This is a genomic window from Pedobacter sp. PACM 27299 (assembly GCF_001412655.1).
In the GTDB taxonomy this organism is placed as follows: Bacteria; Bacteroidota; Bacteroidia; order Sphingobacteriales; family Sphingobacteriaceae; genus Pedobacter.
Genome location: NZ_CP012996.1, coordinates 6,119,699 through 6,137,756, shown reverse-complemented (window position 1 = coordinate 6,137,756; position 18,058 = coordinate 6,119,699). Strand labels below are relative to the sequence as shown.

The window sequence follows — 18,058 nt, the reverse complement described above, 5'->3', positions numbered from 1 at the left end:
GGCTAACACTAGCGATGTTCTAAGTAAGTAATCATTGAACTTTATTTTGAACTAGTCTAGATAAAGGTATATTTGTAGCAAATTTCTAATTGATCTTACATTGCTACAAATACTTCGTTCTGCTGTTTTTAAAAACCGCTGCTTAAACGGTTCAATAATTCTTTTTAATAGAAAAGCCACGATTCTCAGCCTGTTCATTTTAATGTCAGCGTCCTCAGCTTTCGCTCAGTTTACCATTACTGGTAAAGTTCAAAATAGAAAAGACAAAATGCCAGTTGAGTTTGCCACCGTTGCCATTCCTTTGAGTGGGATCTGGGCTATGGCTGACGCAAAAGGTAATTTTGTCCTTAAAAATGTACCGAAGGGTAATGTGAAATTGATTGCGCAATATTTGGGCTATGTGAAGCAGGAATACGAATACAGGGTCGATAAAAATATGGAGTTGCTGCTGCTGCTGGATGAGGACAATTTAACGCTGGCTACAGTGGAAATTAATGCGAAAAAAGGCGCCGATTTAGCTACTTCTTATATTATGGATAGGAAGGCGCTAGACCATCTTCAAATGCTCCAGGTTACTGATGCAGCCAGCTTATTGCCTGGAGGCAAAACCAATACCAATCTCCATTTGGCAACAAATGCAGCACAGCGAATCAGCGTGAATGGTACTACAGGGGAGAATGGTAATCCAACTTTCGGCGTGGGTGTAGAAGTCGATGGGGTACGTATTAGTAACAACTCCTTTAAGGATGCAAGGAGTACTGCTATTTCCAGTCCATCAGGTCCGGATCTTAAAAATGTTTCAACCACAAACATTGAGTCGATAGAGATCATCACCGGCCTGCCTTCTGTTGAATATGGAGACATGACCAATGGTATGGTGAAGATCAATACACGCAAAGGAGTGTCGCCTTTTCTGGTAGAAATGTCTACACGCCCAAATTCTAAACTGGTGGCTTTGAGCAAAGGTCTGAGCCTGGGAGAAAAAACCGGCGTCTTAAATTTTAATGTGGAGCATACCAAGTCTATCTCAGACCTGGCCTCACCTTACACCTCTTACGATAGAAATAGCCTGTCTTTAAACTATAGCAATACCTTTAACAGGAATACTCGTCCCCTGACCGTTAATTTTGGCCTTAGCGGTAATTTAGGTGGTTATGATTCGAAAACGGATCCGGATTTATCCGCAGACACCTATACTAAACAAGACGACAATGCTTTAAGGGCAAATTTTTCGGCAAAATGGCTTCTGGAACTACCTTGGTTAACCAGCCTGGATGCCAGTGCTACGGTCAACTATAACAACAAACTAAGCGAGGTGAGGACCTTAAAGTCGGCTACTGCCTCCGTAGCGGCTATTCATACGAAGGAGGACGGCTATCACGTGGGTGAGTTGTATGCAAACAACCCGGATGCAGCCATTATATTGATCCCAAGAGGAATCTGGGATGAGATTGAGTTTAATGATAATAAATTCATCAGCTATAATGGACGTCTAAAAGCAAACTGGGCTAAGAAACTTGGTGCTTCCTTTAACAACTTAATGGTAGGAGCCGATTACAGTGTAACTGGAAATAATGGGAAGGGCGTTTACTATGACGATTTGCAGTATGCACCGACCTGGAGATCCTATCCTTATAAAGATGAGTCTTTCGTTAATAATTATGCCTTTTTTGCTGAAAACGGCTTAACTGTTCCAGTTGGGGATAATAACCTGCAGCTGCTGGCTGGTATCCGTTCAGAAATCACTGATATCAACGGTTCAGAATATGGTGCCATTACCAATTGGTCGCCACGGTTTAATGCTAAATATACGTTCTGGACTAAGAAAGATCAATTGTTCAGCGATTTCAGCATAAAAGCTTCCTGGGGTAAAACCGTAAAACTGCCTGGATTTGATGCACTTTTTCCAACCCCTACTTATAGGGATGTTTTAGCGTTTTCTCCAGGAACTGATGCAAACGGACAAACCTATTACGCCTATTACAGTCAGCAAAGAAACAGGATCTTTAATCCAGATTTAAAATGGCAGAGCAATGAGCAAAAAGAGATTGCAGTTAATTTTAATATCAGAGGCACCAAGGTTTTTATCTCGGCTTCTAATGATTATACTAGAAATCCGTATGAGTATAACCAGGATTATACGCCCTATTTCTACAAATTTACAAGTCAGGCAGATTTACAAGGCTCAGCTATTCCAGCAGCGAATAGAATCTACAACATAGATAAAAATACAGGTGTCGTTTCTGTAAGTGATAAATCAGGCTTACTTCCTACTGAAACACTGACCTATTCAGATCTTTATGGTTTTAATGGTAACGGAAAGTATAGCAATGGTTCGCCTGTAACCCGTAAACGCATCAACTGGATCGTAGATTTTAAGCGTATTGAAGCTTTAAAAACCTCCTTATCGGTAGACGGCAGTTACTATTACTATAAAGGGTTAGAAGAAACTATATCTGCTTATATGCCAAATTCGACCCAGTCTATGGCCAATGGACAAGCTTATAAATACATTGGTTATTTCATTGGAGGTGCAAATTCTGCCAATGGCCAAATCAATAAATCACTGAATATGAACTTTACGGTAACGACGCATATTCCTGCAATCAGGTTGATTGTTTCTGCAAGGCTGGAAGGTTCTTTCTACAGATACTCGAAAAACCTTTCTGAAAGTGATCTTGGTACAAGAGCTTATGTGATTGACAATAAAGAAAGCTACCTGCCTTCTGCTACGCAGCGCGATATTTATGGAGGCAATCGTTTTGTAGCCGTTTATCCAAGCTATTATACCAGTTTAGAAGATTTAAATACCAGAACGCCCTTTCTGGAAAAATTTATCTGGGCAAAAGATAATGATGTCGCATTATACAATGAACTGGCAAAAATGGTCGTCAAAAATAATTACGACTACTACTTTAATGAGAGTAAAGTCTCGGCCTATTATTCTGCCAACCTTGCGGTAACGAAGGAGATCGGGAAGTATGCTTCGCTTTCATTTTTCGCCAACAACTTTGTAAATAACATGGCAAAGGTTCGTTTTAGCCAGACTGGCACAGCGTCATCTTTATTTGAGAGTTCGTATATCCCGGCATTTAACTATGGCGCATCATTAAGGTTAAAGTTTTAATTAAAAGATCAAGGAAGAATGAAAAAGATAATCCTGCTGTTGGTAATCGCGATTTTTAGCTTTGCCTGTAAAAAAAAGAAATATCCTTCGAATTACACCAGGTGGTGATTCAAATGGAATATCCACAAGGCAGTGCCTTGTCAGCAGTTGCAGGTGTGAAGGTAAAGCTAACGGGGAAGGGGACAGTTTTCGAAGGACTAACAAATGAGAAAGGGGAGGTTACTATAGCGGTTCCATCGGATGTTTATAATATTTCCTCCTCTGAAACCCGTAAAAACGGTACGAATATCTTTAATTACAATGCGCTCAATACCAATCAGGTCATTGTCCGCGGTTGGAATGACGGAGATGTAATTACGATGAAACTACAGGAATCTAAGTCTTCGCAATTGGTGTTAAAGGAAGTATTCGTTGGTGGAACGCCTTTCGACAATGGTTCGGCGGTATTCAATTATGATTCCTACATTATTATCTATAATAATTCTGATTTCCCCTGCACCACTAATAATTTATGTGTTGCTGCAATCGGACCTGCAAATGCACATGCAACCAATACTTTCTATGGAACAGATGGAAAGTTACTCTATGAAAATGAAGGGTACATCCCTGCTGCGGGTGGTTTTTGGTACTTCACACAACCCCTGACGCTGCAGCCAGGAGAGCAGGCAGTGGTGGTATTATACCAGGCGGTAGACAATACACAAGTCCATAGTAAATCCGTCGATCTCTCCAAAGCGGAGTATTATCCGATGTATGATATTGGAAGCAACTATAAGAATCCAACATATTATAAGTCTCCTTCTGCATCAATACCAACGACACATTATTTAAAGGCTGTGAGTTATGGAACAGGAAATGCCTGGACACCGGGCATATTAAGTCCGGGGCTGTTTATTTTTGAGCCACAGGGCATCAGCCCCGCAGCATTGGGTTCGGATGCCAGCTATACTGTACTTACTTCTAATAAAAAAATCAAGGTCGACTGGGTGCTGGACGGTATGGAGACGTATTTGTTAAATAATCAGAACAGTAAAAAACGTTTCTTGGGTACAGTAGATGCAGGCTATGTATATCATACCAATAAGTTAGGATATTCAGTATATAGGAATGTAGATCTGGAGGCAACTTTAGCCATCCCCGAAAATGCAGGTAAAATAATATATGGGTATAATTTAGGGACTGTCGATATTGGTGGGAGTACAGATCCAAGTGGTGTCAACGCAGAAGAGTCTATCAAAAGGGGGGCACGTATTATCTATAAAGACTCCAATAATTCAAGTAATGACGCCCACTTACGTTTAAAAGCATCTTTAAGTAATTACTAACGCCGAAATGAGGTTCAAATCAAAACATTTTATTTATGCCCTTTTTGCAGGCGTATTTCTGACCAAACAATTGTCGGCGCAAGAGCTTGCGAAGCCCTATGCCGATATCGATTATATTCATAAAAGTAATGCCTGGTTAACCTCCAAAAATGCCGCAGGTTTAAACCATTTTAATGCGGGAAATATTTCCAATGCGGAATTATTTTTCAAGAAAGAAGATGGAGGTTTTAGAAATTACCTTCAATCAGATAATAGTCAGGCCTATGGTATACAGGCCGATTCTTATACGCGTTTAAATAGTAAAGTAGTACTCTCCGGAGGTTTTGGCTATCAGAATTTTCAGGGAAAGAATATGACTGGTTCTGCGTTTATAGATCCTTATCAGAATCCTTTTGATATTGTAGAAGAGAATACTGCGGATAAGGGGACAAAACAACTGGAACTTTACAATTTGAACGGAGCCATGAGCAGTCAGCTCAGTTCCAAATTGAGCATTGGTGGTAAACTTGATTATCAAGCCGGTAATTATGCGAAAAGAAAAGATCTGAGACATATTAATAAATTATTGGATTTGGACTTGAGTGCTGGTTTCCTTTATAAAATCAGTGATCTGATAGAGCTTGGTGCTAATTATAACTATAGTCGCCGAATCGAAAGCATCAGCTTTAAAGTCGCAGGTAATAAGCAAGAATACAATTCCTTAATCAGTTATGGCTCATTTTATGGCCTTCTCGATAGGTTCGATGACTCTGGTTATACTTCAGGTACAAACCCTTTAAAAGATATCAGGCAAGGAGGTTCGCTGCAGTTAAATCTTAACCTCAATAAAAACGTAACCTTATTTAATGAATTCAGCTATGCGGATAGAAATGGGTTCTATGGAGAAGAGGGCACTTCCTCTACACTTTTAACTAAGCATAACGGGTCAGATTTTGCCTACAATGGACAGCTTTCGTTGAAGGGAAATGAGGTAGAACATCACATCAGTCTGAGAGGAAGTTATCAGCTGCTGTCGAATAGGGACAACATATCTTTAAAACAAACGACTGCTGGTGGGGTCAATGTAATTGTTTTATATGGAGATAAGGAGGTGTTTTCAGGACTGACGACAAACATCGGCTTAAATTATGACCTCTTCCTCGCGGTAAAAAATAACCGACCAACATGGGCGATTAATTTTAGCGGAGATTATATGGGAAGGGACCAAACTTCTGGTTTATATCCATTTTACAGAGATCAGAAAATCAATAGCTACCTGTTTTCCGGGCAGATTAAAAGACAATTTGAAAAAGAAAAAGGAGCTTTTAATATTGGTCTAGGGATGGCTTATGGACTGGGAAGTGGGGAAATGGCCAAGGATAGAATCGTTGCCACACCTTCTCCGGATTATGTACCCCTGGTTACAATGACCCAATTTTTGAACGAAGAATATGAGTTTTTTACTGCAAATCGGATCAGGGGAAATTTTACCTTCCAATATACCAGACCTTTGGAGAATAATATGTCTGCATTTGTCAAGTTAAATTATGCGCATACCTATGCCCCTAAGGTGACCTATCTGGACAAGCACTTTAATGCCACCCATATTAGTATTGGTTGTAATTTCTAATCAACCCAATTTCAAAATGCACAAAATCCCCCAGATTACGAACCTGGAGGATTTTGTTGCTTTAGATCTGGAAAAATGAGGTTTTCTCGGAAATGATAGGATTCAAATCAGTTAATTCCGACCGCTTTTTTTAAAGATTCTCTATTTAAAGCGCCCATGTAGGTAATTGCTTTTGGCTTTACCTGACCATTGATGTCAATAGCCACATAAGTTGGGAATCCACCTTCTGCATTAAAAGCCGTTTTTAACTGGGCGACGATTTTCTCGTTGACGAAGATATGCGTCCCTGGTATTTCCATCGTTGCGATTCTTTTTTTCCAGAGTTCCAGATCAGAACCTCCCGTAGTGCATAGGTAAACGTATTCGATAGGTAAATCTTTATTGCCCTCATGCAGGCTTTTACTGCTTGGTAGATCCGCGATACAAGGACCGCACCAAGTGGCCCAAAAGTCTATAATGGTATCTAATTGGTATAGGTTGGCTTCAAAAGGTAACTTCATTAATGAAATCCCAATATTGGATGCTGCTGGTTTTGTAGATAAGGCAAATAAGCTGTCTATCTTCTTTTGACCGGCATTGGCCTTTGCCAATTCTTTTGTTGCTATGTTTTTGCCCCACGCAGTTTTGATGTCATTGATAATTAGCGGATAAGATGTTGTATATCTATCTTTCTCTGATTCTAAAAGATTTAATTTTAATAGATCAGATTTCTGTGCTGTGTACAAACTGTCGAACAAAGCCAAGGTATTTTGTAGGACTCTTTTACCGAATTTTCTGGATTCTGTATAGGTTTTAAGGTATCTATAATACAAAGCGCCATCATTACTTGTAAAATACGGTTGGTGGGCAGTCACTTTTTTAAAGAGTTTCTCCGGCATATTATCATTCCAATAGGAGACACAAAGATTCCCGTAAAATTCTGACAAAGTTTCATTTTTGACAGCCCAGCTGTAATCCGAAAATTCGGTGAGGAACTCCTGGTCTATTTGGGTCAGCTGCTGCTGGATCGAGTCGATTTTAGAGAGAAAAATAGCCTCAGTATATTTTTTTCTTGAATCGCGTACGTTACGAAAGGTATTTTGCAAAAGTTCCTTTTCCTTTCTTTTGAAAAGTGCATTTTTATTCATAACCGCATTCAGTTTTCCATCATTTCCTGAATATTCTACCCCATCAGCAATCATAAATACGTCTTTTTTTGATGTTTTATGGAGATCAATAGTAACAGTCAATCCTGTATTGACATAGATTCCTGTATATAAATAATTGCCTACAGTTAACCAGATTTGTTGGTAAGGTAAATTCTGATCAAGGGTAATTTTTGATAAACCTTTTGCATCGGTCTCTGTAAATTTATTCACTTGGAATGCTGCACCTAGCTGTACAAGTGTATAAGCTATAGGCACTTTCTTAATACTATCCGGGAGATTGTTTACCTGGATAGTCAGCAATGCTGGTTTGCGATGGAGGAGTTGAGCATCCATCTTTTTATCCTCCAGAGTGATTGGAGCGCTGTTTTGTGCAGCTAGGGTACTGCAATAGAAAAATGCGAAGAAGAATAGGAATTGTTTCATAGCGTTAGGGATTATTTCTTTAGGGTGTGTAAGGCTTTTATGACGTTCTCTTTTTTGGCTCTGGAGATCGGAATTCGGGTGTCATCGTTGAGTAAAAGGTATCCGCTGTCTTCTTTGACCAGACTTTTAATGTATTTTTTATTGACTAAATGGGATTGATGGCATCGTATAAAATCATAATTGGCCAGGAGCTCTTCGTACTCAAAAATGGGCTTGGAAACCAAAATTTTTTTTCCATCAGTAAGGTAGAATTGAGTATAGGCATTGGAAGATTCGCAGCGGATAATTTCCTCTGTGTGGACAAACCTGATTTCTTTAGTAGAAGCCAGTGCTAATTTGTGGTCTTTTTTAGCGTCTTTATCTCTGATCAGCTCCATCAGGTTTTCCAGTTGAAGATTTTCTTTTTTCCGGTTCAGTTTTGCGGCTACTTTAGTAATGGCTGTTTTTAGTTCCTCAGGATTGATCGGTTTGAGCAAATAATCTATTGCTGAAAACTTGACGGCCTGTATGCCGTATTGGTCAAAAGCAGTCACAAAAACCACTTCGAACTGATGGTGGGGTAAGGCTTTGAGTACATCAAATCCATCTTTGTGGGGCATTTGTATATCTAAAAACAATAAATCGGGCTTGTTAGCAATGATCGCTGCAACGCCATCGTCGGCATTTGTTGCAGAAGCTGTAATCTCCACTGCCAAGTTGTGTTTTTGCAGCAGCTGTATGATATGCTCAATATTGTTTTTTTCGTCGTCAATAATTACTGCGCTGATCATATTAACCAATTTTTGAAGTGTACCATTACTTGTGTTTTTTCATTCATTCTTTTCACTGAAAATTCAATATGCTGATCGTTTAAGGTTTGGTTCAGCAGCTTAATTCTTTCTTTGGTGAGCTGCAGTCCAAAGCCGTTAAATTCTTCCTGTTCATTAAAACCTTTGCCATTATCGGTGACCAGTACGATCATATCATTCTCAACTTTTTCAAATGATACGCTGAGGTATCCTTTCTCCTGTAATGAAGAAATACCATGTTTTACGGCATTCTCCACTAATGGCTGTAAAAACAGACTAGGAATTTCAATTGCATGTGTATCAATCTGCTCAGTACTTTCTATTTGATAATTGAAGCCGAAGCGTAACTTTTCCAGGTTTAAATAATTCTCCAGGATCTTTATTTCTGTGGAAATGCTGACAAATTCGTTGGTGCTTGCTTTTAATGAATCACGCATCAGACTGCTGAATTCAATTAAATACTTTGAAGCATTTTCAGAATCATTTTTTGTAATCAGCCCCTGTATGGAGCTGAGCGCATTGAATACAAAATGAGGGTTGAACTGTGAACGGATGGATTTCAGTTCCGTTTGAACCATCTGTTTCAGGGTTTCTTGTGCTTTTAATTTTTCTCCCTGCTTTTTTGAGCGCCACAAGAGCAGGATAAACCCAATCGCGAGCATGGCAAGAATACTCAAGCCTATTTTTGCCCAGAGGGTTTGATACCAGGCTGCTTGTATGGTAAATGAATAGCTGCAAACATTCATTCTCTGGACACTATAACGTATTTTGAGGTCATATTTACCTGGCGAAAGGTTCTTTAGCCAAACCAGGTTAAAATCAAAGTCATTTACTGTCCAGCCAGTACTATCCTTTCCTTTTACCAGATTGTACTCAATGATATTTTTGGACTTAATGATGTCGTCTAAATAGAAGATCAGGTTATTTTCATTGTAACGGAATTCCTTTTTCAATTTTAGTAGGGTCGAATCTTTGCTCCAATCTGCATTGTCCTTGTTCTCCCTTGGATCTCCCCATTGTTTCTTAAAAATGCGGAGGAAATCGGGGAGCTGGGAAAAGGTAAATACGCCAACTACTCTTGGTTTCCATTTTACCCAATAAGCCGATAAAGATGTGTTGATGCTATCTGGGAGGTTGGTTTGACGTACCTGAAAGGTGAGGGCTTTGCCATAATCCGCTTTAAATTGCCCAAGGTAGGCGGTCACTTTATCTATTTTACTGGAATCGGCAATCTTAGTCATCCAATAGGCATCAACAAATAATTTCACCTTTGTCCAGGGTAGCACTACTCTTTTATTATTCTCCATTACTCGGAAATCATATTGCTGTGCATTCTCGGGATTTATCCCGTTAACAGTGACGATAATTCCGGTAGAATCAAATATGGGAACGGCATACTTTCCTGAATAGCTATCAAATGCCTGCATATACACTCTCGAGCTAATATTGGAATAGGTTGTCAGCTGAGGTATTTTCTTTGGCGCATGGTTGTAATTGACTGCAAGTTTATTGGAAAAGAAAGCAGAGATCAATAGGTTATTCTGCTTTGTAAACGTGGCTTCAGGACTATAAAATGCGTTGGAGAAATACTTGCGGATAGAATCACCATTCTTATCATTTTGGATGATTGGACTAATGCTATCCAGGTTCATCTCCAGCTTTTGCGCATGGCAATAGATTTGAGAGAAAAGGAAAAATATGGTAATGATAAGGCTTCGCATCTGCTGATTTGATATTTATGTTACATCAAAGTAAAGGCTTTGTCGCCCTACTTTTATATCACGATTTGAATCTAGCAGGTGTTATTGTGAATCTGACGGTTTTATTGGGTTTATTTGTAAATAAAACGTCTTTCTGAATTGACAAAAATATAGATTGCCAATGTATGGGGTGGATTTGGCTGCGAACACCGGGGTATAGGCAGCCAAATCTATTATTAGTTGCAGCTGTAAATGCTGTTATTTATTTAAAGCAAACACATATTTTCGATCTGCAGTTTGTGTTTTCTGCAATCGTTTCATCTTTTCCAGCTTCTTCAGGTTGATATAAACCGAGCAAACGCACATGCGATGTCCATGTTTTCGCAATTCCAGCCATAGTGTTTCTGCGTCTAAACCATCCCCATTTTCCTCCATGTATTGAAGAATAACCCTGCTAATCCTGGAAATCCCATGTTTTGCCTCCATGTCGTTTACATCCTTCCTTTTAAATCTTCACTACTGGTACTTCTTTCATTTGATGGTGTCCCTTTGGCTCCAAAGCGGTAGCTAAAAGATAAGAGGCCATACCTGCTATCGGAGGCATTATGACTTAAGAACAATACATTTTCATAAGCCATTTTTCTTTTGATCCTGTAGCCTTCAAAAATATCGTTCACCATGAATTTCAAGCTTCCTTTTCCTTTAAGCACCTCTTTCTGGATACCCGAAGAAATGATGCTGTATGGTCTGGTGGTGGTGATTCCTGATACTTCTTCTGAAATATAGAAGGCACTCAATTCTGTTTTCCAGCCTTTACCCAGATTGAAAGTGTTTTGAGAATTCAGACTTACTGTATTGCCGCTGGTTATTGTAGTTCCGGTGTTGCTATTGATCTTGTACCTGTTGTGGTATATATTCAAAAACTGACTGCCTGTCCACCACTTGAAAATCTGGGTAGAAGTCGTCATACTCAATCCGAAATTGTCAAAAGAGCCAATGTTTTCCGGACGTTGGAAAGTAACAGTCCCACCATCCAGTCTGCCTACCTGTTCGGCAATCACATTCCCGGTATGGTTATAACTTAAGGTGGCAAAATACCGCGATTTAAAACCGTAGCCTAGTTCCACCGCATTTACTATAGCCGGTTTCAAGTATGGATTTCCCTCATAAAATGCAAAAGGATCATCGTATACGCGGAAAGGATTTAGGTCCCAATATCCCGGACGTTTAATTCGTCGGCTGTATCCAGTCTTTAACTGATGATTTTCATTGATATCTCTGGTCAGGAATAAACTTGGGAAGAGGCCCAGGTAATCTTTTTTAAAGACCATATTAGAAGTGATCTGCTCACCTTTGGTATTCGTGTATTCGGCACGTAGGCCCGCTTGCAGTTGATATTTTGACCATGCCGTATTCAAATTAATATAGGCGGCCTGGATGTTCTCTTTATAAATAAAATGGTTGCTGGTACTGGCATCCGGCAAATAAGTCTGGTTTTGCAAAGTATCATATTGCAGGTTATTTTCGGTGCGGACATAACTGCCCTTCCAACCGGCCTCCAGCTTTGATTTTTTACTCAAAGGCAGGATATAATCTATTTTCGCGGCATATACATCATCATTGGAAGGGATATTTCCTCTTCTACCGGAGGGCAGTCTGTTAGCAGTTCCAGCTGGCAATACATAACGCGTATCCAGTTGCTGCTGCATTTTGGAAAAATGATAAACATAATCTACATCGGCTTTAAGCTCATGACCATCAGCATTAAACTTATGTACATAATTTGCATTGTAAAGTAGATCTGTCCAGTTTTCTTTATTATTGGTTTGTGTAAGCGCAGTCCAGGAAGTTTCACCATTGGCATTCCTCAAAATGCTCGTACTTGGCTGTTCTGTTGGATACTTCCCGATGGCACCATTTACTAAAAATCCCAGTGTATTCTTCTCATTCAGATTCAGGTCTATACCGAACCGGAAATTATGAGAACGCAGTTTTGCTTTTTCCATTGTTTCTTGCTGGATGCTTTGCAATAAAGTCCTACTGTCGCTATAAAACAGACGTTCGGCATTGCGCTTACTTTCCAGATTCTGATTGTTGGCATTATAGCTTCCATAGGTGTTCAGCAGGGTCGTATTGTAACTTAGTGCAATGCCTTGCCCGTTTCTGATGTCTTTACCGGCACCAATGTTTCCTGAGATATTGCCATTAAAACCGATCAGCATATTCTTTTTAATGATGATATTCACAATTCCGCCGCTGCCTGAGGCATCAAATTGGGCGGTAGGGTTAGACATGATTTCGATTCTGGAGATGGAGGAGGAGTTGGTTCCTCTCAGCAAATTCGCCAGCTGATCACCGGACAGATAAGTTGGTTTTCCGTTGATCATCACTGTGGTTCCTGACCTTCCTTTCAGCGATACCTCTCCATTTTCTGAGACGGTTACACCTGGAGCTTTGTTCAGCAATTCCAGGGCAGTATTGCCTTCTGCGAAGATGCTTTTCTCTACATTCATGATCGTTTTATCGAGCGTTTGCTCAATTAATGGACGCTGGCCACTGATGTTTACTGTATTTAGCAACCTGCTGTCGGCATTCAAACGAATCGAGCCCAGATGATGCAAGTTTCTTAAAGCAGTCAGCTCAATCACCGGAGAATAATAATCCTCATAACCGATATAGCTGATTTTGACCAGGTATTTACCATTTTTAACTCCAGAAAGGACAAAGTTGCCCGCCGTATCCGTCATCACCGCATATGCCTTTACAGAATCCGCAGATCGTAATACAGTTACAGAAGCAAAAGGAATGTGCTGTGCTTTTTCGTCCAGTAATTTACCGTAGATATTTTTCTGGGCCTTTACGGTCGTGGAAAAGAAGATAGAAAGCGTAGAAAGAAGGGCAAGAATATAGGTTTTCATCATGTTAGGGAGTGCTTAGAACTTGCTTTGGCTGTTTTACTGCAGCTGGAGACTTTTTAGTTTTTTTCTTTTTACCCCACCAGATATAAAAGCCAGTGATGGGTAAACTGGCACAAATTAAGCTGGCCAGGAAGTACAATATTTTTGTGGTCAAACCGCCAATGGCACCTACGTGAATGGCATAATTGAGTTTACGCACCTGATCTGGAAACTTCATGTCCTCCAGTCGCTTGGTCGAATTGGGCAGCAGCTCCAAGGTTAAAGGATCAAAATTCAGGTCTCTCCAAAAACCCAATGTCATGTCGGTACAAGCATAAATCGCCTCATCAGGCTCTTCGGCGAAATGAATAATGATCTGATCTTTGTTATATCTGGCAATGTCATTTACTACTTTATGCCAGATGATGTCAGCATTTTGGAGGGAAGTATTTACGGATGGTCCTGAAACCTCCACCTTTTGTCTTTTTTGTCGGGGTTTATTTTCGCCGCCTGTTAGCCAGTAAACTCCCTGACTGAACCAGGAGAAGCTCATCACTAAGCCGGTGATCGCCATCAGCAAGGCAATTAATAAAGAATAAAAGCCAAGTACATTATGCAGGTCATAGTTTACCCGTTTAAATTTAGCTTTCCATTTGACCTTGAAACTCTGGTCGCGACCTCTTTTATTCCATTTCTTTGGCCACCATAAAATCAGGCCGCTAAGTGTGAGCAGGAAGAAAATAAAGGTAGACCAGCCTACCACCTGACGGCCGATCGCACGTGGCATCCAAAGGTGTCGGTGTCCTTCATCCATAAAGTGAAAGAAATCTTCATCATCTACCATCGCAATTACTTCAGCAGTATAAGGGTTCACATAAACCAGAGAATCCGACTCATGAACGTTAAAATGTGCAGTTCTACCCGCACCATGATACCATACGGATTCAATATGTTTTCCAGGTAATGCCTGCTCCACGGCGCGGTGTAATATAGAAGGAGCTAATACTTTTGCATTTGCAGGTTGTTCAGCATGCAGCCAGGGGCGGCTGAGGCTTTTGATTTCCTGCTCAAATACCAGCACACAACCGGTGATGCTGAGGATAACCACTACAATTCCTGAGGCCAGTCCCAGCCAAAGGTGTAGCCATGCGTTTATTTTGTTGAACATAAAGTTTTATAGGTAATAGGAGGTGATAAAACCCCGGTACTCCGTCAAAAGCCCGGGGTTTTCTATCAACATTAGCGGAGAAGCGCTATTAATTTAATTTGTAAAGGATTGGGGTATTGTCAGATCCACCGTCGATTCTTAAACCTTTTTTAAGCGTATCCGCAATTGGATCATATTGATAAACATAAATTGCATCAGCTTTAGGATCATTTACAGCGATGTAAGCTTTACCATCCAGAACAATCGCTGAGCGGGAGTTCAATAGCGGCGGAAAGTCTAATCTTTTGATCACTTTTTGTGTGTTTACATCTACTACAAGGTATTCCCACATGTCAGCATACCACCAGTCGTCTTTTACTTTTACGCGGTTTTTAGCATCTTTTGCATTGGCAAGAATGGCTTTCCCATTTCCAACATAACATACGCCTAATTGGTTATCACCATTTGTAAGGGCAGAAACATTAAAGAAATAGTTAGGATCGAAAGTATCAGTACCCGCTTTAATTCTGAAGAAACCAGTAGGCATATTCGGTTTATTGCCACCTAGCATTGGCATAGGATGCGTCAATAGGTAATCGTTACCATTGTCAACAAACTGACCGAAATAACCGTTTCTTAGTGGACCTGCAGGAGCAGAACGACCATCTTTGCTGGTTACTTTAAAGTTGTTCAATGATGGAAGATCCATCGAAGCCAGGTAAGACTCATCGTTTGTCAATTGGGTCACTTCATTGTATAGTCCATAACCAATCATTACCTTATTTCCGCTGGTAAATGCCGAATAAACCCTTCTGCTGTGTCCTGCAGGAACGCTTGGAAGGTCGAATTCACCACTTTTCACGATCGTCATGTTGCTCACATTAATAATCGCATAAAGGTTACTTCCTCTTGGTCCAAACATCACCTGATTGTTATCCAGCCATAAAGACCAGCCTACATAAGGGCTTGGGAAAGCTGTAAAAGGAATTTCACCTTCTTTTGTCAACTTACCGTCCTGATATAAATGCTTGCTGAATCTTCCTGTCGGGTTTAGGAAGTAGAAATGTCTTCCCTTTTGAATGATGTTTTCTCCCCAGGTAAATATGTTTGAAACATCAATACCATTGCCCTTTGGACTGATTTTTCCTTCTGTTAAAGAGTTGATGTTTAACAGGTAACTATCATCTCCAACAGAATAGATTACAGCATATTCGCCATTTTCTTTTTCATCTGTACCGGAGCCTTTGTTGTCTTTTTTGCAGGCAGAAAGGCCAGAGATAAAGACCAGTGCTGTGGCCAGAACCAATAGTCTTGTTTTAATTGTAGTAAACATGTTCATAGATTATATTTATATTAATTGAATTGCGAAATGGCGTAACGTAATTTGATGAAGAATGAAGTACCCGGTTTCTGCAGCTTAAACTTGTCATAAGCGATCACATTGGTTAAATTTCTGCTTTCCAGCGATACATTGTATCTGCCTTTATGCATTGAATAAGTCAAAGTGGCATTGTGTATAAACTGACGCGGGATATAGTCTTTAGTGTTTTTATTACCCAATTTAGACCAGTTAATAGAGTAATCATTGATGAATTGGGTAAACCAGTTAAATTGAACTCTGGTGTCTTTACCAAGAAGATTGTCTTTTCCGATGCTGAAATCTGCATTCCCATATAACCAAGGTTCATTAGGAACTCTGCTGAGGTAATTCGCACTTTCGCGAATAGATCCTTTTGCAAATTGCTGCCTGTTGATCGCACTTTGGTAGGTCATATTGACCAGCACAGAAAATAAGTTGTTGTAATCATAGCGAACTTCAGTCTCAAATCCTCTGATAATAATTCCGTTCTCATTGCTATACTGTGCAGCACTGCCGTCATTACTTGCGGCAGATTTCCCGGGAGTGATGTAATCATTGGCATCGCGATAATACCCAGATGCTTCTGCCCAGATCTTTCCTTTGCCTATTCTTTTGTCGAAAAATACGCCAACGTTATAGTTGTTGCTGCTTTCCGGCTTTAAATTTGGATTCCCTTTCACAACTTCCCGGTCGCCGTATAATTCTACCAGACTAGGTAGTCTGTAAGCATGTTCAAAAGAGGCTTTCATCCCGATCACAGCGCTGAATCTATAGCTGGAAGCGACTCCATATCCATAATACTGCTTGCTATTGCTGGTGCCGTTGCCATCTTTATCATAAGTTTTGCCACTCAAACCGTACATTTTTCCGAATAAATTGTTGGTCATTCTGCCATTAAATACCTGCTGCTGGTAGCTAATACCAGTAATGTTTTTATTTAGGCTGTTAGATCTGTCATAAGAATGGTTGTAAGGGTCGATCTCATTATAGCTTTCTCTATAAGAATTGTTATAGTTGTTGTTCAAATTAACCATGTGGTTTTGGGAAATGGTATAACCCAAGTTTAGCTGTGCCAGGATATTATGACCAGTTAAATGAGAGATAGATTTTTTTTCGCCAGAAAGCTCAGAACCGAAACTGCCATTTTTACTTCTTGGCACTGAACTGCCGTCCCAAAGGAAATCATTGCCACTCGTGTCGGTCAGGATGTTTTTATTGGCGGAGTAATTGGCGAATACACTTGCTGATAATCCTTTGATCAATAGGTTTTCCTTACGGTAACGAATGGAAGGAATGATGTTATGACCATCATTCGTCATCTTACCAATTACTTTTTCCTGTGTCGCACCGGTTTGTCTTTGCTTGTAGTTAGAAGTATACGTTACCCCGGCTACAAATACATCTGCCCATTTTTTATTGGAAATTCCTGCTTCTACCTGCCCCATAAAGGACTCATACTGATCATGGAAACGACGAAGTTTCTCCACCTGCTCAAAGCCTCCAGGAATGGGTAACTCAATCGGCGCATTGGCTGATGGATTGTTATACATGTAATAATTGTTGTCGGAATAGTTGTAATACGAACTCACATTAGTAGTAATCCCAGTTTTATCATCGGTAAAACTTCCTGTTAAGCCTGCACGGTGCGTATTAAAGGAACCCGCACTATAACTGAGGTCAAGTGATTTTCCTTTATTCTTTTTGGTGATGATATTCACCGCACCACCCAAAGCATCTGAGCCTAGGTAAGCAGGAACTACGCCTTTATAGACCTCTACACGTTCAGCAAGGTTTACAGGGAAGTTATTTAGCGTCATCCCGCTTCCATAAGATTCCATTGGAATCCCGTCAATAAAAAACTTAATGTGTCCTCCTGATAAGCCGTTGATCGAAAACTCAAAATCTGAACCTAAACCTCCTTGTTCTCTCACCTTTACACCGGCAGAGCGGTTCAGGATTTGATTCAGGTCGTTGGTGGTATTTGCATATTGTTTTAAGTCGATAGAATTCACGGCGAAACCAGCTTCTTTAGCCTTGCGTGATTCTGTTTTTCCAGCAATTGAAACGTCATTTAAATCATTTTGAGCTTCTTTCATAGAGAAATTCAAGAGCAGATCCTGATTTTCTTTGATGCTGATTTTTTGCTCTATCTTTTTAAAACCGATGGCGGTGATTTGTATCGTGTAGTTTCCGGCGGCTAGATCAGTAAGATTGAATTTACCCTTTTGATCGGTAGCCTGGGTTCTGTTGATGGGGAATAACCGGACTGTGGCGGTCGGTATTCCCTCTTTTTGATCATCAGACACCTGTCCTTTGATGCTGCTCTTGTTTAATTTCTGTCCTTGCACACAAAATACGCTAGCGCATAATATGCCCATTAGCAAGATTTTCTTAATTTGCATTACTTTTAGATGTTTCGATTTAGGAGTAACCCTATCTTAGGGTTTGGGTCATACAGGTACGAACTGTATGACCCTCTATATACTAATTAGCACAAGTCGCACTTTTCCCCTACGCTATTTAGAATATTTTTA

11 protein-coding genes are annotated in these 18,058 nt (G+C 40.1%); 3 read left to right on the top strand and 8 right to left on the bottom strand.

The annotated features are described in order from the left end of the window. Positions 1-202: 202 nt before the first annotated feature. The 3 genes from AQ505_RS25870 to AQ505_RS25860 all read left to right on the top strand — a co-directional run bounded on the left by AQ505_RS25870 (position 203) and on the right by AQ505_RS25860 (position 6,061). Positions 203-3,127 (top strand): TonB-dependent receptor, encoded by a 2,925-nt coding sequence (locus tag AQ505_RS25870; protein WP_062550819.1) that lies wholly within the window; start codon positions 203-205, stop codon positions 3,125-3,127. Between the two features lie 113 nt (positions 3,128-3,240). Continuing rightward, positions 3,241-4,452 (top strand): DUF4876 domain-containing protein, encoded by a 1,212-nt coding sequence (locus tag AQ505_RS25865; RefSeq protein WP_062550818.1) that lies wholly within the window; start codon positions 3,241-3,243, stop codon positions 4,450-4,452. A gap of 7 nt (positions 4,453-4,459) precedes the next feature. Beyond that, complete coding sequence (locus tag AQ505_RS25860) at positions 4,460-6,061, top strand: DUF6850 family outer membrane beta-barrel protein (protein WP_062550817.1); 1,602 nt, start codon at positions 4,460-4,462, stop codon at positions 6,059-6,061. A gap of 107 nt (positions 6,062-6,168) precedes the next feature. On the opposite strand, the gene AQ505_RS25855 is transcribed toward AQ505_RS25860, so the two are convergent. The 8 genes from AQ505_RS25855 to AQ505_RS25820 all read right to left on the bottom strand — a co-directional run bounded on the left by AQ505_RS25855 (position 6,169) and on the right by AQ505_RS25820 (position 17,926). Beyond that, positions 6,169-7,632 carry a hypothetical protein gene (locus AQ505_RS25855; RefSeq protein WP_062550816.1) on the bottom strand — a complete coding sequence of 488 codons (1,464 nt, stop codon included), beginning with the start codon at positions 7,630-7,632 and terminating at the stop codon, positions 6,169-6,171. Between the two features lie 11 nt (positions 7,633-7,643). Then, on the bottom strand, positions 7,644-8,402 hold the full coding sequence (locus tag AQ505_RS25850) for a LytR/AlgR family response regulator transcription factor (RefSeq protein ID WP_062550815.1): 759 nt from the start codon (positions 8,400-8,402) through the stop codon (positions 7,644-7,646). After that, the gene (locus AQ505_RS25845) at positions 8,399-10,141 is read right to left on the bottom strand and encodes a sensor histidine kinase (protein ID WP_062550814.1); all 1,743 of its coding nucleotides are present in this window, start codon (positions 10,139-10,141) and stop codon (positions 8,399-8,401) included. Before AQ505_RS25845 ends, AQ505_RS25850 begins: the two co-directional genes overlap by 4 nt. Before the next feature lie 237 nt (positions 10,142-10,378). Next, entirely contained in the window at positions 10,379-10,606 is a 228-nt protein-coding gene (locus AQ505_RS25840) for a transcriptional repressor (RefSeq protein ID WP_062550813.1), read from the bottom strand. A gap of 5 nt (positions 10,607-10,611) precedes the next feature. Continuing rightward, a complete protein-coding gene (locus AQ505_RS25835) occupies positions 10,612-13,041 on the bottom strand; it encodes a TonB-dependent receptor domain-containing protein (protein ID WP_062550812.1) in 2,430 nt (809 codons plus the stop codon). A 1-nt stretch (position 13,042) separates the two neighbouring features. Further along, on the bottom strand, positions 13,043-14,185 hold the full coding sequence (locus tag AQ505_RS25830; RefSeq protein WP_062550811.1) for a PepSY-associated TM helix domain-containing protein: 1,143 nt from the start codon (positions 14,183-14,185) through the stop codon (positions 13,043-13,045). 88 nt (positions 14,186-14,273) lie between these two features. Next, positions 14,274-15,497 (bottom strand): DUF4374 domain-containing protein, encoded by a 1,224-nt coding sequence (locus AQ505_RS25825; RefSeq protein WP_062550810.1) that lies wholly within the window; start codon positions 15,495-15,497, stop codon positions 14,274-14,276. A gap of 20 nt (positions 15,498-15,517) precedes the next feature. Next, complete coding sequence (locus AQ505_RS25820) at positions 15,518-17,926, bottom strand: TonB-dependent receptor (protein ID WP_231634990.1); 2,409 nt, start codon at positions 17,924-17,926, stop codon at positions 15,518-15,520. Positions 17,927-18,058 lie beyond the last annotated feature (132 nt).

Coding starts and splice junctions, on each gene's coding strand:
- AQ505_RS25855 (WP_062550816.1), bottom strand. CDS start 7,632: ATGAAACAATTCCTATTCTTCTTCGCATTTTTCTATTGCAGTACCCTA.
- AQ505_RS25860 (WP_062550817.1), top strand. CDS start 4,460: ATGAGGTTCAAATCAAAACATTTTATTTATGCCCTTTTTGCAGGCGTA.
- AQ505_RS25840 (WP_062550813.1), bottom strand. CDS start 10,606: ATGGAGGCAAAACATGGGATTTCCAGGATTAGCAGGGTTATTCTTCAA.
- AQ505_RS25835 (WP_062550812.1), bottom strand. CDS start 13,041: ATGATGAAAACCTATATTCTTGCCCTTCTTTCTACGCTTTCTATCTTC.
- AQ505_RS25870 (WP_062550819.1), top strand. CDS start 203: ATGTCAGCGTCCTCAGCTTTCGCTCAGTTTACCATTACTGGTAAAGTT.
- AQ505_RS25830 (WP_062550811.1), bottom strand. CDS start 14,185: ATGTTCAACAAAATAAACGCATGGCTACACCTTTGGCTGGGACTGGCC.
- AQ505_RS25845 (WP_062550814.1), bottom strand. CDS start 10,141: ATGCGAAGCCTTATCATTACCATATTTTTCCTTTTCTCTCAAATCTAT.
- AQ505_RS25820 (WP_231634990.1), bottom strand. CDS start 17,926: ATGCAAATTAAGAAAATCTTGCTAATGGGCATATTATGCGCTAGCGTA.
- AQ505_RS25865 (WP_062550818.1), top strand. CDS start 3,241: ATGGAATATCCACAAGGCAGTGCCTTGTCAGCAGTTGCAGGTGTGAAG.
- AQ505_RS25850 (WP_062550815.1), bottom strand. CDS start 8,402: ATGATCAGCGCAGTAATTATTGACGACGAAAAAAACAATATTGAGCAT.
- AQ505_RS25825 (WP_062550810.1), bottom strand. CDS start 15,497: ATGTTTACTACAATTAAAACAAGACTATTGGTTCTGGCCACAGCACTG.